Below are 14,415 nucleotides of genomic sequence, written 5' to 3'. Positions count from 1 at the left end.
AGTCCTTCTGTCAGCGGCGGACCGGATCATCTGCCGGCCCAATTGCGGCTCCCGGGGGAGCGGGCCGCTTTGGCCGCAGGATCGGTCCGCGGGCGACGGTTCAGGTATTTCCGCGGGTCGATGTCCAGCTCCCGGCAGATGCGGTCGAAGGCAAAGGCCGGATTCGCGGATTCCCTGGAATCCTGCGCCATCCAGGCCCAGGGGAAGCGGTCGATCCGGCCCTCCAGGGCCTCGATCGCGAACCGCGCCTCCGGGATGGCGCCGGCAAGGTAGGCGGCTGCCGCGAACTGGTTGAGCCCGTAGAACGCCACGTTTTCGCTGTGTTGCTTGACCAGGCTCGCGGCTTTCTCGGGCGGGCCGGCGAGCCAGAGGCGGAATGCGTTCGAGACCGAGGCCGCGAAATCCTTGCGCTTCATGAGCGCGCCGGCCGGCTTGAGGCCGGACTTCCGGGCGGCGGAGTGGAAGAGCTCGTTGTGGGCGCAGGCCGTGAGGATGTGGATGGGTGCGCCGGGCGGCGTGTGCGTGGTGGCCTCGCGGACGAAGGAAAGCATCTCGTCCCTGCTTCCTCCGTGGCGTTCCGTCGTCGTGAAGAAGTAGTTCCGGTGCGCGGGCCAGTGCAGATAATCCTTGGAAACGGCAGCTGCATACTGCCTGTAAAGCTCTTCCTTGGGCGCCCGGGCGAGCAACTCGAGCCAGACCATCCAGGCATGGGGATCGGGAAGCTCCGGGCCGCGCAGCATCGCCCGCGCGAAGGCGTCGCGGGATTTCTTCAGCGAATCGTGCGCCGGCTTCGGCAAGGTGTCGGCCGATGCGATTTCGTCCAGGAGGTGGGGGTTCCTGAAGGCCCGCACCATCAGGCAGGCGCCGAGGCACAGGTTCGGGTAGGGCGACAAGGCGTTGTGCTTGACCCACTCGACGGCCAGGTAGAGTCCCTTCTCCGACGCGGCCAGCCCCTGCACGATCTCGTCCCGGACCACCGGGGCGGCCGCCTGGACTTCGACGTCGGCCTGCAGGTACTGCCGCGACGACAGGCGATCCAGGAAGCCGGCTGCCTGCGGCGAGACGTGGATGCCGATCGCCGTCGAGTAGGGCTTCAGGCGAAGAGCATGGAGCAAGGACATGTCGGGATTCCGTTCGGACTGGGATGAGGCGTGTTCTTTCGCTTGCCTGGCAACTGAGATGTCTGCAGTCCGGTCGAGCCGGCGCAGCCTTGTAGGCATTGCGGCAGTGGCTGCCGCAGGTGGCATACCCGGGTTGCGGGCTTCACCGTTTCACTTCCCTGGGGAGGCGGGCGGCCAATGCCGGCGTCGGCGATGACCTCGCCGAGATGACAGGGGCGCCACACGGGGCATGTCCGGCGAGGGAGCCCGCCATTTTCAAGCGTGCTGTCCCTCCTGGTCCGGTCCGAGTCGACTGCGGAAGGCACCACGGGTGGCCTTGGTCATTTGAAAACCCGTGTTCGTCTTAATATTCCGTCGATGCTGCCTGACTCAGTTCGTGTGCCATGTATCTGGCCCACAGCATCATTGTGTTTTTGCGCTGAGACGGATCGAGGTCCATTTTCTGCAAGGCGGTGATGTACTCGAAGAAATCGATGATCTTGAAGCCGCTCTTTATCATTGATCCGAACGCCGTGCCGGTATTTTTTGCTTCCACGTCCTCAGGGGAGCAAAAAAGAGCTGTTCTGGTGAACTGATAGTCGCCGGCTTGCAGCAGCGACTCGGCTATCAGCTGATTCCTGAAGAGTTGGTTGAACTTGCTTTGTGTCAGAACATCATAGCTCGCGATGAAGTTGCTGCTGGAGTTGTATATTTCTTCGTACCGAGGCGACCGGTATTCTTCCGGGGAAAATGGTTCGGTGTATTTGCACTCAATCCCAATCAAGCCGCGTTCATCCTCAATGGAGACCTCGAGGGCAACGTCGAACGCCGAATTGTCGTTGGTGTAGATCTGCCTTGGTGATGGTGCATACTCGAACCTGACCCCCGAGAATCCGGTTATTTCCGGGAAGAAATGTTGCGCAGTTCTTAGTCCGAGTTCGTGGTCGAGTGCCAGAAGGCCGAAGAAATTGAAGCACAGCGGTTGGCTGGAAAGGAGGTTGGTTTTAAGGCGATTGATCTCCATGATTCCGGCCGAGTTCTTAAAGTTGTTGTGTTCTAGCGCCGTGCTTTCGGCGAGTCTTCCGATTTCTTCCGTGATGAAGTTGCAGGTGCCTGCGGTTTGATCGGGCAGCGTGCTGCATATCGTGGCTGCCTTGTCACGTGGATGTTTCCCGGGATCCTGTTTCAGGACGAAGGCTCGCCACCATCCTTGGTGGATTCTGGCTCTCTTGATTCTGGCGGTGTCGGAGGTGGAAATTGCGCCGATAATTTCTTTGAGATTCATGGGGAAACTCGTCGATTGGTGTTTTGTGAGGAGGCAGGATTCGGTTCGGTGACGCGCAAGACCTTGGCACGGTGTGCCCGGATAGGTCGACCGAATTCACGCTTTGCTCGCGAAAATGGGAAACCGCCAGAGCTTCAGCATTCTGCACCGGATGGACGTCTGGGCCGGAGACCCGAGTGCAACCCTTTTGATTTCTGGCGAGAATGCTTTTGCAGCCTAACACACCCGGCTCCCCGGGATCCTGTCTTGGCAACTCCGACCTTGTCTTGCCTGCATCGGGCCGGCCTTCCCGCCTTGGGGCGCGGCAAAGGGCGGGTAAGCGTGGCGTGTTGATTACTAAGCGGCATCCTTGTTCTGTTTTGTCGTCGCACATCAATTGCTGTCGGCATGGGTATTCATGTCTTCTGTTCTGGCTTGGCCTCGGCATTTGCGTAATGAAATGACGATGCGCCTCGCGCCGACGTCAAATGACCCGGCGGCGAATGAGCGTCCCCGGCAGGCGGCGCCCGGCGCGCCTGCCCGGCCATCCTCCCCCGGTCTCAGCGAAACGCCCGGCTCACGAACCTCGAGCCCGCGAGCCCGAATCTCCACGGCAGGTCCACCGCCTTCGAGATGCCGATGCGCGGGCCGACGACGACGTCGGCGGGCGTCTCGGCCGGCAGCACGAGGAAGGGCGGGCGGTCCAGCGGCAGGCCGTCGTGCGCGCGCGTGATGGCAAGCGCCTGTCCCAGCCGACCCGGGCCCGAGCACAGCAGCCGCGGGTCCTCGACGCCGCGTCGCGCGCGCATGGCGTCCAGCCCCTGCGTGGGCTCGAGCGCGCGGATCAGCACCCCGGCGCCATGTCCCTCCTCGCGGCAGACCAGGTTCAGGCACCAGTGGATGCCGTAGGAGCGGTAGACGTAGGCATGCCCCGGCGGGCCGAACATCGAGGCGTTGCGCGGCGTCGGCCCCGCATGGCTGTGCGAGGCCGGGTCCTCGCGGTCGTAGGCCTCGGTCTCGACGATGCGCCCGCCCACGCCGTCCACCAGCAGCGTCGCCCCGATCAGGCGGCGAGCCACCTCCCAGGACGGCGCGGAGAAGTCGAGTGCGGTGGTCGTCGGCGATGGCTTCATGGACGGCGGGGTGGCTCCCCGGGCGAGGCGGACACCGCATCGCAGGCAAGCGGCGGTCCGCGTCCGGCGGGGCGGGAACGTCGCGTCGCCGCCCGTAGCGGGCAGGAAAAATGCTCCCGTCTGCCGGTGTCGAGCTCGTCGCACCGGGGTCCGAATGCCGCACCGCTTCCGTCCATGCATTTCCTGCCACGCTGAAGCGAGGCTTTCACATCCCTCGCGGCCGGGCCGCGCCCGCGGACCCGTGCCCTGTGCGCCCGCGCGGCGGGCGAGGCTGGCGGCCCTTTCGCATCCCACCCGAGCAAGAGGAACGTGATGGACACCTTCGCCGGCATCGAGGCCGCGCTCTTCGCGCGCATCCAGTTCGGATTCACCGTCGCCTTCCACATCATCTTCCCGGCCTTCTCGATCGGGCTGTCGGCCTTCATCGCGACGCTGGAGGTGATCTGGCTGCGCACCGGCGAGCAGCACTACCACACGCTCGCGCGCTTCTGGACCAAGGTCTTCGCGGTGTCCTTCGCGATGGGCGTGGTCTCGGGCATCGTGATGGAGTACCAGATCGGCACCAACTGGAGCCGCTTCGCGCAGGTGGTCGGCAACACGATCGGGCCGCTGTTCAGCTACGAGGTGCTGACCGCCTTCTTCCTCGAGGCGAGCTTCCTCGGCCTGATGCTGTTCGGCTGGAACCGCGTGCCGCCGTGGCTGCACACGCTGGCCTCCATCATGGTCGCGCTCGGCACCGCGATCTCGGGCTTCTGGATCCTCGCGGCCAACAGCTGGATGCACACGCCGGCGGGCTTCGAGCTGCGCGACGGCATCACCTACCCGGTGAGCTGGTACGAGATCATCTTCAACCCGAGCTTCCCCTACCGCTTCACGCACATGATGATCGCCACCTACCTCACCACCTCGCTGGTGGTGCTGGCGACCGGTGCGCGTTACGTGCTGGCGGGCGTATTCGAGCGCGAGGCGCGCACGATGGTGCACATGGGGCTCGGCATGCTGGCGCTGCTCGCGCCGGCGCAGCTGATCGTCGGCGACCTGCACGGCCTCAACACGCAGCAGCACCAGCCCGCCAAGGTCGCGGCGATCGAGGCGCACTGGGAGGGCAACGAGCCCGCCGACCTGATCCTGTTCGCCTGGCCCGACGAGGAGGCCGAGCGCAACCGCATGCAGATCGGCATCCCCAATCTCGGCGCGCTCATCATCACGCACGAGTGGGAAGGGCTGTTCAAGGGGCTGCGCGACTTCCCGCGCGACGAGCGCCCGCCGGTGGCGCCGGTGTTCTTCAGCTTCCGCATCATGGTGGGCATCGGGCTGCTGCTGATCGCCACCGGCTTCACCGGCGCCTTCCTGTGGTGGCGCGGCAAGCTCTTCACGACGCGCTGGTACCTGAAGGCGGTGGGACAGTTCTGGCCGCTCGGCTTCATCGCCATCATCGCCGGCTGGATCGTCACCGAGGTCGGGCGCCAGCCCTGGATCGTCTACGGGGTGCTGCGCACCCGCGACGCCATCTCGCCGATCTCCGCCGGCACCGTCGCGACCTCGCTGGCACTGTTCGTGCTGGTCTACTGCGTCGTGTTCTCGGTGGGCATCCTCTACATCTACCGCCTGCTGAAGAAGGGGCCGAAGTACCCGAAGAAGGACACCGAGGCCCTGCCGAACCGGCCGCTGTCGGCTGCCCAGGAGACGACCGGAGACCCGACATGAGCGACGTTTCCTACACGCTGCCGATCCTGCTGATCCTGGTGCTCGCGGTCGCCGTCGTGCTCTACGTGGTGCTCGACGGCTTCGACCTCGGCATCGGCATCCTCTTCCCCTTCTTCAAGACCGAGGTCGAGCGCGACCAGGCGATGAACTCGGTCGCCCCCTTCTGGGACGGCAACGAGACCTGGCTGGTCTACGGCGGCATCACGCTGTGGGCGGGGTTTCCCTTCGCCTTCGCGCTGATCATGCCGGCGGTCTACCTGCCGGTGCTGATCATGCTGCTGGCGCTGATCTTCCGCGGCGTGGCCTTCGAGTTCCGCTGGGTGGCCAAGCCGCGCGAGCGCAAGTGGGACTGGTCGTTCACGGTCGGCTCGATCCTCGCGGCCTTCGCGCAGGGACTGGTGCTCGGCGCGCTGCTGCAGGAGATCCGCATCGAGAATGGCCAGTACGCCGGCGGCTCCTTCGACTGGCTCACGCCCTTCAGCCTGGTGTGCGGGCTGGCGCTGGTGGTGGGCTACGGGCTGCTCGGCGCGACCTGGCTGATGCTCAAGACCACGGGCGACGTCGCGGAGCACGCGCGGCGGCTGGCGACGCCGCTGCTCTTCGCGCTGCTGTTCTTCATCGGGGTGGTGAGCGTGTGGACGCCGCTGCAGATCCCGCGCATCGCCGAGCGCTGGTTCAGCGTGCCGAACTTCTACTTCCTGTCGCAGGTGCCGCTGGCGACGCTGCTGCTGGCCTGGTTGTGCTGGCGCAGCATCCGCCGCGGCCGCACGCTGCTGCCCTTCGTGTCGGCGGTGCTGATCTTCCTGCTCGCCTTCTTCGGGCTGGTGATGTCGAACGCGCCCTACATCGTGCCGCCCACCGTCACGCTGTGGGAGGGCGCCGCGCACCCCTCGTCGCAGATGTTCTTCCTGATCGGCGCGGCGATCCTGCTGCCGCTGATCCTCGCCTACACGGTCGGCGTGTTCTGGGTCTTCCGCGCCAAGGTGGGACCGCACGCCGAGGGCTACCACTGAAGCCGCGCGGGGCGCGGTGGCGCCCTGCGGTCGCACCTCGTGCATGCAGGAGACGGGGCCGGGCGCGGGCCCCGGCGGCGCTCAGAGCTCCACGTCCTTGACGTTCGCGAGCGGCTGCAGCAGCTGCGCGTCAAAGTTCTCGAGCGGGCGGCGCTCGCGCACCTGCTTCGGCCAGGCGCGGTTGGCGAGCGCGGACTTGCCGATCGACACGAGGTCGGCGCAGCCCGACTCGAGCAGCCGCACCGCGATCTTCGGGCTGCCGAGGCCGCCGTTGGCCATCACCGGCACGCCGCCGCCGAACTGCTTCGCGTAGTGCGCGAGCGACTGCCCGCCCTCCCACGCGGGCTCGCTGGCGTGGTGCTCGGTGGTGTGGATGTAGTCCACCCCGGCCTGCGCCAGCGCGCCGAAGATGATGCGCGCGTCGTCCTCGCGGCCGGCCCACTTGTACGTGTAGTCCGAGACCTTGCCCTGCGAGACGCGCACGCCGACGACGAAGTCGGGGCCGACGGCACGGCGCACCGCGGCGCAGACCTCGGCGGCGAGCCGCACGCGGTTCCCGGTGGAGCCACCGTAGTCGTCGGTGCGCACGTTCATGTAGTCGGTGAGGAACTGGTCGAGCAGGTAGCCGTTGGCGCCGTGCACCTCGACGCCGTCGAAGCCGGCGTCGCGGGCGCGCTCGGCCGCGCGCGAGAACAGCGCGATCACCTCGCGGATCTCCTGCGCCGACATCGCGCGCGGCGTCGGGAAGGGGCCGCTGCCGCGGTAGATGCCGAGCTGCTCGCCGCGCGGCGCGACCGCCGAGGGCCCGACCGTGTCGGTCTTGAAACGGTTGCCCTGCGTCTGCGCGCCCGCGTGCATCAGCTGCATCACGATGCGCGCGCCCGCGCCGTGCACGCGCTCGACCACCGGGCGCCAGGCGGCGGCCTGCTCGTCGTTGGCGATGCCGGGCTGGTCCAGGTAGCCCTGGCTCCAGGCCTCGTCCGGGTAGGTGCCCTCGGTGATCAGCAGCGCGAAGCCGCCCTCGGCGAAGCGCTCGTAGTAGCGCGCCATCTCGTCGGTGGCGCGGCCGTCCGGGTGGGCGCTGGTGCGCGTCATCGGCGCGACCGCGATGCGGTTGTCGAGCCGCACCGCGCCGAGCGTGATCGGCTGGTAGAGGAGATCGGTGTTCAGGTTCGGGTCCGTGCTCATGTCGGTCTCCTGCGCGTCGTGGGTTGGGAATGCCGCCTCCGCGCTCGGCCCGTCCGCAGCGGGACCGGGGCGGGAAGGGCCTCGTCCGCAGCGAGCAATCGGGATACCCCGCAGCATGCGCGGCGGCTGCACTCCCCGGGGGCAGGTCGTCCTCTCGGATGACTGACGCCGGGCTTGTCCCCCGTGACGATGCGGGGGTGCCCAGGCGTGCGCCGAGGCGCAATTCCAACGAGACCCGAGGAGACCCCAGATGTCCCGACAGACTCTCCAGCGCGGCGCCGGCGGCATGCTCGTCGCCGGTGCCGTCGCGGCGCTGTCCGCCTGCGGCGGCAGCGACGGCCCGACCGAGACCGCCCAGGCGCTCGACTGCGCGGCGATCGCCAGGATGGCGCTGCCCGCCACGACGCTGACCACCGAGACCATCGCGGCGAACACGCAGCGCCCCCCCGGCGTCACCAGCGGCGAGATGCTGGTCGAGCATTGCCGCGTCAGCGGCACCATGAACCCGCGCACCGGCGTGGACGGCAAGCCCTACGCGATCGGCTTTGAGTTGCGCATGCCGGCGCAGAACTGGAACGGCAGGTTCCTGTTCCAGGGCGGCGGCGGCAACGACGGCGTGGTCCGTCCCGCCGTCGGCCCGCAGGCCACGCCGCGCTACGCGCTCAACCGCGGCTTCGCGGTGGTGACCACCGACGCCGGCCACCAGGGCACGACGGCCTCCTTCGGCGCCGATCCGCTCGCGCGCATCGACCACGCCTACAACAGCTATGACAAGGTGGCGGTGACGGCGAAGGAGCTGATCAGCCAGTACTACCGCAGGCCTGCCGACCGCAGCTACTTCGTGGGCTGCTCCGGCGGCGGGCGCCAGGGGATGATGTTCTCGCAGCGCTTCCCCGGCTACTTCGACGGCATCCTCGCGATGGCCCCGGCGATGCGTGTCGCCAAGGGCGCGACGATCGCCGCGGCCTGGGACAGCATCACCTTCAGGGATATCGCGCCGGCGGGCGCCGACGGCCGCCCGGTGCTGAGCCAGGCGCTGACGAACGGCGACCTGCAGCTGCTGCGCGACGGCATCCTGTCGGCCTGCGACGCGCAGGACGGGGCGAACGACGGCCTCGTCTCCCGGCCCGCGGCCTGCGGCTTCGACCCCGGCGTGCTGCAGTGCTCCGGGGCGAAGAACGACAGCTGCCTCAGCCCGGCCCAGGTCGGCGCGTTGCGCCGCAGCTTCGCGGGCCCGCGCAACTCGGCCGGCCAGCCGCTCTACTTCTCCTGGCCCTGGGACCCGGGCGTCGGGCATCCGGACAACGACTGGCGTGCCTGGCGCCTGGGCACGTCGACCACCTCGACGCCCAATTCGCGCCATGTGGTGCTGATGAACGACGCGCTGGCCAACGAGTTCCTCACGCCGCCCGATCCCGGCTTCAGCATCTTCGATTTCAATTTCGACACCGACCCGGCGCGCCTGGACGCCTATGCGTCGATCTACAACACCGGCGACGACGTGCAGCTCGCCGGCTTCAAGGCCCGCGGCGGCAAGCTGCTGCTCGCCCACGGCATGGCCGACCCGATCTTCTCGCCCCACGAGGTGGTGGACTACTACCAGCGGCTGCAGACGGCCCACGGCCCGACGCAGGACCTCGCGCGGCTGTTCCTGATCCCCGGCATGGGGCACTGCTCGGGCGGTGCCGGGACCGACGTCTGGGACGGCCTCGGCGCGCTGGTGGACTGGGTCGAGAAGGGGGGGGCGCCGCAGCAGATCGTCGCCAGCGGCACGAGAGTCTTCCCGGGCCGCACCCGCCCGCTGTGCGCCTACCCGGCCTATGCCCACTACAAGGGCAGCGGCAGCATCGAGGACGCGGCGAACTTCGAGTGCCGCCAGCCCTGAGCGTGCCCTCGGGGGAGGGCCGGCACCGGCGGTTACGAAGGCGAAAACTTCGCTTTCAATCCCGCCGGTGAAGGGCCCCTTTTCCCGGGGGGTGCCGGTACACGCGACGAGAAACTACCTTGACACGATCTCAAGGAGACTCGTCCATGGTTCACCCGAAAAACGCTCCCCACCGAGAAGCTCGGCGGAATTTCCTGGTGTCGTTCGCCGGCCTGTCGCTGCTGGCGCTCTCCGGCTGCGGCGGAGGCGGCGGGGGCGACGGTGGCGGCATCCGCCTGACGACGCCCAGCCGCTACGCGGTGCAGGTGCTCGGCGTGGCGGGCACCGAAGGCTGGATCTTCCCCCGAGCGATCAACGAGCGCGGGCAGGTCGCGGGCTACATGCAGCTCTCCGCGGACGAGCTGCGCGCCTTCCACTACGACGGCAACCAGGTCCGCAACATCACCGCGCCGCAGGGCATGGAGGTGTCGCCGCGGGCCGTGAACGAGTCCGGGCGCGTGGCCGGCGTCTACTGGGACGCGGGCAACACGCCGCGCGCCTTCACCTGGCAGGACGGCGTCCTCACGCGCGTCTTCACCGACCTCACCACCGCCGAGTCGCAGGCGCTGGCGGTGAACGTCGGCGGCACGGTGGGCGGCATCGCGCTGCTGCCCGGCACGGGGCGGGCCGGCCTGGTCGCCCTGCCGAACCAGCCCACGCGCAACCTGTTCCAGGAGGCGGGCATCCTCGACCTCAACGACCTGAACGACCGCAACCAGGTGGTCGGCCGCACGGTCAACGGCTCGGCGATCTGGTCGCCGACCGAGCCGGTGGTCCGCCTCGAGCCGGAGGGGCAGCAGCTCGACGCGACGAGCATCAACGAGCGCGGCGAGATCGCCGGGGTGCGCCGCAATGCGTCGGGCGGCGTCACGCCCTTCTTCCGCAGCGCCTCCGGCACGATCGAGGACCTGACGACGGCGTCCTTCCCCGGCTGGAGCCTGGTCGAGATCAACGAGGAGGGCCAGATCGCCGGCTACGCGATCGAGCCCGCGGGCGGCGGGGTGCGCGACCGGCCCTTCATCTGGGGCCCGGGCGGCGCGGGCTTCCGCTTCATCGAGGTGCCGGAGGGCCGCAGCGCGCGCGTGATCGCGCTGAACGACCGCGGGCAGGTGGTCGGCTACTCCTCGAGCGGCGCGCAGGCCGACCGCGCCTTCACCTGGTCGGCGCAGCAGGGCTTCGTCGACCTGAACCGGGACCTGATCGATGCGCCCGAGGGCCTGGTGGTCCTGCGCGCGACCGCGATTGCGAACGACGGCACCATCGCGGCGATCTCCAACCGCGGGCCGGTCCTGCTGAGACCGCGCGCCTGAGGCCGCCGCCGCTCAGAAGCCCAGGCTCGCGAGCCGCGGCTGCCAGAACGCGCGCTCCGGGATCTCGCCGCTGCCGGCGAGCGCGTTCTCGCGCATGTGCTCCGGGCGTGCGGTGCCGGGAATGACGCAGGTCACCGCCGGGTGCGAGAGCACGAACTTCAGCAGCAGCTGCGCCCAGCTCGTGCAGCCGATCCCGCCGGCCCAAGCCGGCAGCGGCCGCCCGAGCAGCGAGCGCAGCAGGCCGCCGCCGCCGAAGGGCTGGTTGACCAGCACCGCCACGCCGCGCCCGGCCGCGAGCGGCAGCAGCCGCGCCTCGGCGGCGCGGTCGTTGATCGCGTAGTCGAGCTGCACGAAGTCCAGCGGCTCGGACTCGATCAACGCGGCCAGCTCGTCGTGCGCCGAGGGCGTGTAGTGCGTGATGCCGAGGTGGCCGATGCGGCCCTCGCGCTTCCAGGCCCGCAGCGTCGGCAGGTGCGCGCGCCAGTTCACGAGGTTGTGGATCTGCATCAGCTCGATGTGCGGCGTGCGCAGCAGCGCCATCGAGCGCTCCATCTGGGCGATGCCGGCCTCGCGCCCGCGGGTCCAGACCTTGGTGGCGAGGAAGGCGCGCTCGCGGCTGCCGGCTGCCGCGAGCAGCGTGCCGACGACCTCCTCGGACGAGCCGTACATCGGCGAGCTGTCGATCACCGAGCCGCCGCTCTCGAACAGCACGCGCAGCACCTCCGCGCGCTGCGCCTGCGCGGCCGCATCGCGGCCGACGTCGAAGGTCTGCCAGGTGCCGCAGCCGATCACCGGCAGCAGCCGGCCGCTCGACGGAATCCTTCGTTGCTGCATGGTCGTCCTCTCTGTGGTGCTTCGCCCCGCGGCCGGGCCCGGCAGCAGCGCGGCGCCGACGGCGGCCGCGCAGCCGCGCAGCAGCACCGCGCGGGCCGGGCTTTCGGGGCGCCCGTCCGGCAGGGGGCGAAAGGAGGCGGGAATCGTCATGGCCAGGTCGGTCTGCGGGAGGGGGCTGCGATGCTCCGGGGGCGACCCGCGGGCACGCCTCCCGGTTCCGGATCCGGGGCAGCGCTCGTGCCCGGGCGGGCTCGTCGCTCAGTCGCTGCGCACCTCGATGTGGTAGAGGCCCCAGGGACATTGCGCGAATCGCTCCTCGACCGGGCGGGCCGCCATCTCGGGCACCCGGTCCGCATCGTAGACCGCCCACAGCGGCCCGAGCCCGCCGAGGGGGAGCGGGCGGCCGTCGAGATGCGTGGCGACGATGAAGCGCTGCCGGCGCGCCTGCATCAGCGGCAGCGCCACCGCGTAGCCGTCGATCGCGCGCAGCAGCAGCGTCGTCGAGGGCTGCTGCGGCGCGCCGGCCGCCTGCAGCACGTCGGCGAGCAGCGGGCCGGCGAGCGTGTGCGGCTTGCGGTCGTATTCGAGGGTCGGGCGGATCGTCACGGCCGGCATCGCCGCCAGTGCCGCGGTGTCGAGCGTGCGGGCCTTCCCGAAGCTCACCTGGTGCTTGACCATCAGCTGGTCCAGTGCCGGGTCGAGCGCACCGCGGTTGGTGCGCTCGACCGCACCGCTGAGCGTCAGCAGCGCCGGGCCGGGCTGCCGGGCGGGCTGCGGCGCGGCGGCGCGCGCGCAAGCCGTGGCCGTGCCGAGCGCGGCGAGCGCGGCGAGCGCGGCGAGCTGTCGTCTCCTGTTCATCGCGGGTTCATCCCTGCGGATTGCCTGATGGCAGCATAGCGCCCGTGCCGCGCCGGTGCGGCACGCTCCCGGGGGCCGGGCATGGAAGCTGCCGCGTCCGGGGCGCTCCCGTCCCGTTCCTGATCGAGGTCCGTCATGCGTCGCCTGCTGCTGTCCCTGTCCCTGTCCGTGGCCGTGCTCGGCGGCTGCGCCACCGTCGAGAACCCCGTGACCGGCGAGGCCGAGCGCACGGTGATGGACGTGCAGACCGAGATCGCCGAGGGCCGCAAGGCGCATCCGCAGATCCTCGCGGAGTACGGCGAGTACAAGGACCCGAAGCTGCAGGCCTACGTCGACGAGCTCGGCCAGCGCCTCGCCAGGCACTCGCACCGCAGCGAGCTGAAGTGGCATTTCACGGTGCTCGACAGCCCCGAGGTCAACGCCTTCGCGCTGCCCGGCGGCTACGTCTACGTCACGCGCGGGCTGATGGCCTACATGGAGAGCGAGGCCGACCTCGCCGGCGTGATCGCGCACGAGATCGGCCATGTCACCGCGCGCCACGGCTCGCAGCGCGCCACGCGCCAGCAGACCGCCGGGCTCGGCGTGCTGGCGGCCACGATCCTCGGCGCGGTGCTCGAGGGGCGCGGCGTGAGCGGCGCGGCCGACCTCGCGTCGCAGGTCTCGCAGGGCGTGGCGGCGGGCTACGTGGCGTCCTACGGCCGCGGGCAGGAGCTGCAGTCGGACCAGCTCGCCGCCGAGTACCTCGCGCGCGCCGGCTACGACCCGAAGAACATGATCGACGTGATCCGCGTGCTGCAGGACCAGGAGCGCTACGCCGCCGACCTCGCACGCGCGCAGGGGCGCGAGCCGCGCGGCGACGCGGGAAGCTGGCTCGCCTCGCACCCGAGCAACGAGCAGCGCCTCGACGAGATCACCGAGATCGCGAGCCGCTACCAGGGCAGCTACGCGCAGGACGAGGGCCGCGCGCGCTACCTGCGGATGATCGACGGCCTGCCCTTCGGCGAGAGCCGGGAGCAGGGCCTGACGCGGGGCCGCAACTTCTATCACGAGCCGCTCGGCTTCGCGCTGACCGCGCCGGCGGGCTGGCGCATCCGCAACGCGCCCGACGCGCTGCTGGTCGCGAGCCCCGAGGGCAGCGCTGGCCTCGTGATGCGGCCGGTGCCCCCCGACGCGGGCCGCAGCCACGAGGAGATCCTGCGCAAGGTCCTCCAGCCCGAGCAGGGCCGCACAGAGCGCTTCTCGGTCAACGGCATGCCGGCGACGCGCTTCGTCGGCGTGCGCCGCAACGCGCAGGGCGCCGCCCAGCCGGTCGATGCCACCGTCGTCACCGGGCCGGGGAACCGTCCCTACCTGTTCCTGCAGGCCGCGCGCGACCGCGCCGCGCTGCAGCAGGCGGCGCCGCGGCTGCAGGAGGCGCTGGCGTCCTTCCGGCCGATGAGCGCGGCCGACCGCAGCGCCGCAAGGCCGTGGACGCTTCGCACCGTGCCCTATCCGCGCGGCGGCTTCGAGCAGCTGGCGCGCCAGTCGGCGCTGGACGAGAACGCGCTGCAGCAGCTGCGGCTGCTCAACGGCGTCTACGCGAGCGGCGAGCCCAGACCGGGGCAGCTGGTGAAGATCGTGCAGTGAGCCGCTGCCGGGAGGCGCGGGCGGGGCGCCGGCGGCCGGGATAATCGCGGCCCATGCACGGCCTGCACCTCACCGCCGACCTCCATGGCTGCCCGAGCGACCACGCGGCGATGAGCGACGCCGCGCTGCTGCGGGCGCTGTGCCTGCGCGAGGTCGAGGCGGCGGGCCTGCACCCGGTGGGCGAGCTGTTCCACCGCTTCGCGCCCGCCGAGCCCGGGGCGCCGTCGGGCGTGACCGGCGTCGTGCTGCTCGCGGAGTCGCACCTGGCGGTGCACACCTGGCCGGAGCTGCGCGGCGTGACGCTCGACGTCTACGTCTGCAACTTCAGCACCGACAACCGCGCCCGCGCGCAGGCGCTGCTCGACGCGCTGGTGGCGGCCTTGCGGCCCGGTCGGGTCGAGCGGCAGCGGCTGCAGCGCGGGCGGCTGCAGGCCCCGGTCGGGCTGCCCGGGGCCTGA

12 protein-coding genes are annotated in these 14,415 nt (G+C 70.0%); 6 read left to right on the top strand and 6 right to left on the bottom strand.

Annotation, left to right across the window (positions count from 1 at the left end):
• Positions 1-26: 26 nt before the first annotated feature.
• The 3 genes from D3A59_RS06295 to D3A59_RS06285 all read right to left on the bottom strand — a co-directional run bounded on the left by D3A59_RS06295 (position 27) and on the right by D3A59_RS06285 (position 3,497).
• Positions 27-1,121 (bottom strand): hypothetical protein, encoded by a 1,095-nt coding sequence (locus tag D3A59_RS06295; protein ID WP_119154051.1) that lies wholly within the window; start codon positions 1,119-1,121, stop codon positions 27-29.
• Between the two features lie 343 nt (positions 1,122-1,464).
• Positions 1,465-2,385, bottom strand: a complete 921-nt coding sequence (locus tag D3A59_RS06290; protein ID WP_157991414.1) for a PGN_0703 family putative restriction endonuclease — start codon at positions 2,383-2,385, stop codon at positions 1,465-1,467.
• Positions 2,386-2,924: 539 nt separating this feature from the next.
• Positions 2,925-3,497, bottom strand: a complete 573-nt coding sequence (locus D3A59_RS06285; protein WP_119154049.1) for a DNA-3-methyladenine glycosylase — start codon at positions 3,495-3,497, stop codon at positions 2,925-2,927.
• A 312-nt stretch (positions 3,498-3,809) separates the two neighbouring features.
• On the opposite strand from D3A59_RS06285, the gene D3A59_RS06280 reads away from it, so the two are divergent.
• Together D3A59_RS06280 and cydB are read left to right on the top strand one after the other, a co-directional pair.
• Positions 3,810-5,204 carry a cytochrome ubiquinol oxidase subunit I gene (locus D3A59_RS06280; protein WP_119154048.1) on the top strand — a complete coding sequence of 465 codons (1,395 nt, stop codon included), beginning with the start codon at positions 3,810-3,812 and terminating at the stop codon, positions 5,202-5,204.
• Entirely contained in the window at positions 5,201-6,217 is a 1,017-nt protein-coding gene (cydB, locus tag D3A59_RS06275) for a cytochrome d ubiquinol oxidase subunit II (RefSeq protein WP_119154047.1), read from the top strand. Before D3A59_RS06280 ends, cydB begins: the two co-directional genes overlap by 4 nt.
• Before the next feature lie 81 nt (positions 6,218-6,298).
• On the opposite strand, the gene D3A59_RS06270 is transcribed toward cydB, so the two are convergent.
• Positions 6,299-7,405, bottom strand: coding sequence for an oxidoreductase (locus D3A59_RS06270; RefSeq protein WP_119154046.1), 1,107 nt, complete (start codon positions 7,403-7,405; stop codon positions 6,299-6,301).
• Between the two features lie 250 nt (positions 7,406-7,655).
• Here D3A59_RS06270 and D3A59_RS06265 point away from each other — a divergent pair, with 250 nt between their 5' ends.
• Complete coding sequence (locus tag D3A59_RS06265) at positions 7,656-9,290, top strand: tannase/feruloyl esterase family alpha/beta hydrolase (RefSeq protein ID WP_119154045.1); 1,635 nt, start codon at positions 7,656-7,658, stop codon at positions 9,288-9,290.
• Between the two features lie 197 nt (positions 9,291-9,487).
• Positions 9,488-10,639, top strand: coding sequence for a hypothetical protein (locus D3A59_RS06260; RefSeq protein WP_157991413.1), 1,152 nt, complete (start codon positions 9,488-9,490; stop codon positions 10,637-10,639).
• 12 nt (positions 10,640-10,651) lie between these two features.
• On the opposite strand, the gene D3A59_RS06255 is transcribed toward D3A59_RS06260, so the two are convergent.
• Positions 10,652-11,623: an aldo/keto reductase gene (locus D3A59_RS06255; protein WP_119154043.1), complete on the bottom strand. Its 972-nt coding sequence runs from the start codon at positions 11,621-11,623 to the stop codon at positions 10,652-10,654.
• 108 nt (positions 11,624-11,731) lie between these two features.
• Positions 11,732-12,331: a putative pterin-binding protein gene (locus D3A59_RS06250; protein ID WP_119154042.1), complete on the bottom strand. Its 600-nt coding sequence runs from the start codon at positions 12,329-12,331 to the stop codon at positions 11,732-11,734.
• A 135-nt stretch (positions 12,332-12,466) separates the two neighbouring features.
• On the opposite strand from D3A59_RS06250, the gene D3A59_RS06245 reads away from it, so the two are divergent.
• Both D3A59_RS06245 and speD read left to right on the top strand, forming a co-directional pair.
• Complete coding sequence (locus tag D3A59_RS06245) at positions 12,467-13,957, top strand: M48 family metalloprotease (protein ID WP_119154041.1); 1,491 nt, start codon at positions 12,467-12,469, stop codon at positions 13,955-13,957.
• A gap of 53 nt (positions 13,958-14,010) precedes the next feature.
• The gene (gene speD, locus D3A59_RS06240; protein ID WP_119154040.1) at positions 14,011-14,415 is read left to right on the top strand and encodes an adenosylmethionine decarboxylase; all 405 of its coding nucleotides are present in this window, start codon (positions 14,011-14,013) and stop codon (positions 14,413-14,415) included.

Source organism: Caldimonas tepidiphila (assembly GCF_003569765.1).
Lineage (GTDB): Bacteria > Pseudomonadota > Gammaproteobacteria > Burkholderiales > Burkholderiaceae_C > Caldimonas > Caldimonas tepidiphila.
This window is presented reverse-complemented; position numbering and strand designations above follow the sequence as displayed.

Coding starts and splice junctions, on each gene's coding strand:
- D3A59_RS06295 (WP_119154051.1), bottom strand. CDS start 1,121: ATGTCCTTGCTCCATGCTCTTCGCCTGAAGCCCTACTCGACGGCGATC.
- D3A59_RS06245 (WP_119154041.1), top strand. CDS start 12,467: ATGCGTCGCCTGCTGCTGTCCCTGTCCCTGTCCGTGGCCGTGCTCGGC.
- D3A59_RS06285 (WP_119154049.1), bottom strand. CDS start 3,497: ATGAAGCCATCGCCGACGACCACCGCACTCGACTTCTCCGCGCCGTCC.
- cydB (WP_119154047.1), top strand. CDS start 5,201: ATGAGCGACGTTTCCTACACGCTGCCGATCCTGCTGATCCTGGTGCTC.
- speD (WP_119154040.1), top strand. CDS start 14,011: ATGCACGGCCTGCACCTCACCGCCGACCTCCATGGCTGCCCGAGCGAC.
- D3A59_RS06280 (WP_119154048.1), top strand. CDS start 3,810: ATGGACACCTTCGCCGGCATCGAGGCCGCGCTCTTCGCGCGCATCCAG.
- D3A59_RS06255 (WP_119154043.1), bottom strand. CDS start 11,623: ATGACGATTCCCGCCTCCTTTCGCCCCCTGCCGGACGGGCGCCCCGAA.
- D3A59_RS06270 (WP_119154046.1), bottom strand. CDS start 7,405: ATGAGCACGGACCCGAACCTGAACACCGATCTCCTCTACCAGCCGATC.
- D3A59_RS06250 (WP_119154042.1), bottom strand. CDS start 12,331: ATGAACAGGAGACGACAGCTCGCCGCGCTCGCCGCGCTCGCCGCGCTC.
- D3A59_RS06290 (WP_157991414.1), bottom strand. CDS start 2,385: ATGAATCTCAAAGAAATTATCGGCGCAATTTCCACCTCCGACACCGCC.
- D3A59_RS06265 (WP_119154045.1), top strand. CDS start 7,656: ATGTCCCGACAGACTCTCCAGCGCGGCGCCGGCGGCATGCTCGTCGCC.